Source organism: Streptomyces sp. YIM 98790, from assembly GCF_011421595.1.
GTDB lineage: Bacteria > Actinomycetota > Actinomycetes > Streptomycetales > Streptomycetaceae > Streptomyces.
The window spans coordinates 1-2657 of the sequence record NZ_WTLH01000348.1 but is presented as its reverse complement, the minus strand read 5'-3'; the positions used below and the strand labels follow the sequence as shown (position 1 = coordinate 2657).

The window sequence follows — 2657 nt, the reverse complement described above, 5'->3', positions numbered from 1 at the left end:
GCGGCCCGGCCCGGTGCGCCGGCCGCCGCGCCGGCCGCGCGGGCCTCGGCCGACGCGGCCTCGCGCAGCAGCGGCCAGAAGTAGCGCGAGGTGCCGCTGCCGGTGGCCTCCTCCAGCACTTCACGGACCTGAAGGATGCGGCCCTGGAGGGCGGCCAGGCCCAGCCGCACCTCCAGCTGCGGCAGCCAGTGCTGCGGGGCGCCCTGGAAGCGGCCGTACTCCTCCTGCATGCGGGCGAGTTCGGTCTCGGCGGCCACCAGGTCGCCCCGGCACAGGGCCAGTTCCGCGAAGGCACGGGCGGCCAGCGCCCGGGCGGTGGGGCTCTGCGCGCTGCGCCGCGCCTCCCGGGCCGCCTCCAGCGCCTCCTCCCAGCGGCCCAGGGAGAACAGCGACTCGGACTGGTTGTGGTACATCCAGGCGCGGGAGTCCTGGATGCCGAAGCGGCGGGTCAGCTCGATGCCCTCGGCGCACACCTCCACGGCCTCGGCGGAGCGGCCCATGGTCTCCAGCGCGTCCGGCAGATTGACGTGGCTGCGGGTGATGACGCCGACGTGACCGCTCTCCAGCACCCGGCGGCGGACCGTCTGGTAGTCGGCCAGGCCGGGCCCGGCATCGCCCAGCGCCACCCGCAGGCCGCCCCGGCTGAGCAGGGCGTGCAGCTCGCACTCCTCGTCCCCCACCTGACGGGCCAGCTCCACGGCCTGCTCGGCGGTCTCCAGGCTCTCCGGCCCCTGCTGGTACATGCCGCCCCAGCCCGCCGCCTCCATCAGCACCCGGGCGTGCACCGGGGACGGCGGCCGGCCGCGCAGCAGGGCCTTGGCGCTGTCCAGCTCGCGGCGGCCGTCCCCGCGGGCCAGCTGCCGGATCAGCTTGGACTTCTGCACCCAGAACCAGGCGGCGCGCAGCGGATGGCCCTCGGCGTCCACCCGGCGCAGCGCGCGGTTGACCACCGACAGGCCGCGCTCCACCTCGCCGGCCAGCCGGGCGGCCACGGCCGTCTCGGCCAGCATGTCGAGGAAGGACAGCTCCTCGTCCTCGCAGGCGCACAGCGGGTAGGACTCGGGGGCCTCGGCCGGGCTGAGCAGCCGCGCCTCGGCAGGGGCCTCCTCCCACAGCTCCATGGCCCGCTCCAGGAGATTGAGCTGCTCGGCGTAGGCGTACCGGCTGCGGGCCTGGGCGGCGGCCTGGAGCACGGCGGGCAGCGCCTTGGCGGCGTCGTGCGCGTGGTACCAGTAGCTGGCCAGGCGGGCGGCCCGCTCCTCGGCCCGGACCAGGGCCGGGGTCCGTTCCAGGGCCTCGGCGTAGCGGCGGCGCAGCCGGGTGCGCTCGCCGGGGAGGAGATCGTCGTCCACCGCCTCGCGGACCAGGGCGTGCCGGAAGCGGTAGGTGTCGTCCTCGTCCGCCTGGACGATGTTGGCGCCGATGGCGCCGCGCAGGGCGTCGATGAGCTCGTCCTCCTCCAGGCCGGCGACGGCGCGCAGCAGGCCGTACTCCACCCGGGAGCCGCCCTCGGCGAGGATGCGGACCAGCCGCTGGGTGTGCTCGGGCAGGGCCTCCACCCGGACCAGCAGCAGGTCGCGGACGGAGTCGGAGATGGAGCCGGCGGCGCGGCTGTCGCCGTCGCAGCAGGCCAGCTCCTCGACGAAGAAGGCATTGCCGTCGGAGCGGCGGAAGATGTGGTCGACCAGCTCGGGGCGGGGCTCGCGGCCCTGGATGCCGGCGATCTGGCGGCGCACCTCGTCGCGGGTGAAGCGGGACAGCTCCAGACGGCGCACGGTGCGGGTGCGGTCCAGCTCGGCGAGGAAGGGGCGCAGCGGGTGGCGGCGGTGGATGTCGTCGGAGCGGTAGGTGGTGAGCAGGACGATCCGGCCGAGCTGGAGGGAGCGGAAGAGANCGGGTGGCGGCGGTGGATGTCGTCGGAGCGGTAGGTGGTGAGCAGGACGATCCGGCCGAGCTGGAGGGAGCGGAAGAGATAGCCGAGCAGCTCGCGGGTGGAGCGGTCGGCCCAGTGCAGATCCTCCACGATCAGCACCAGGGTGCGGTCGGCGGCGAGGGACTCCAGCAGGCGGGTGGTCAGCTCGAAGAGGCGGGCGCGGCCGTCCTCGTCGCGGGCGCCGTGCTCGGCGGCGCCGGGCTCGCCCAGCTCGGGCAGCAGCCGGGCCAGCTCGCCGCCGCCGGAGCCGCCGGCGGCGGCCGTGAGCTCCTCGCCGAGCTGGCGGTGCAGCGAGCGGAGCAGGGCGGAGACGGGGGCGAAGGGCAGGCCGTCCGCCCCGATCTCCACGCAGGCGCCGAGCGCGACCAGGGCCCCGGACGCCTCGGCCTGGTGGCCGTACTCCTCCACCAGGCGGCTCTTGCCGACCCCCGCCTCGCCGCCGAGCAGCAGCGCCTGCGGCTCGCCGGCCGCGGCACGCTCCAGCGCCTCGGTGAGCCGGGCGCGCTCCCTCTCACGGCCGACGAAGACGGGGCTGACGGTGCGGCTCTGCATGTCACGAAGGATCGCACAGGGGTCTGACAGTCCCGAAGGAGTTTTCGCCCCCGGCGGAGCAGACCGGACAGCCCGGGCGCCCGGCCCGGGCGCGGCGGCCGGGGCCGGGCGCGCGGTCATGCCATCAGCCGGAAGCGCCCCGGCCGGCGTCCCCGCCGCTCCTCGCCGGGGG

The 2657-nt window shown here is 76.2% G+C and carries 2 pseudogenes; both read right to left on the bottom strand.

From position 1 onward, the window contains the following. A pseudogene (locus tag GQS09_RS27865) lies at positions 1-1775 on the bottom strand (hypothetical protein); the annotation flags it as partial. Positions 1776-1996: 221 nt separating this feature from the next. After that, positions 1997-2485, bottom strand: a pseudogene (locus GQS09_RS30165) (ATP-binding protein); the annotation flags it as partial. Positions 2486-2657: the final 172 nt, after the last annotated feature.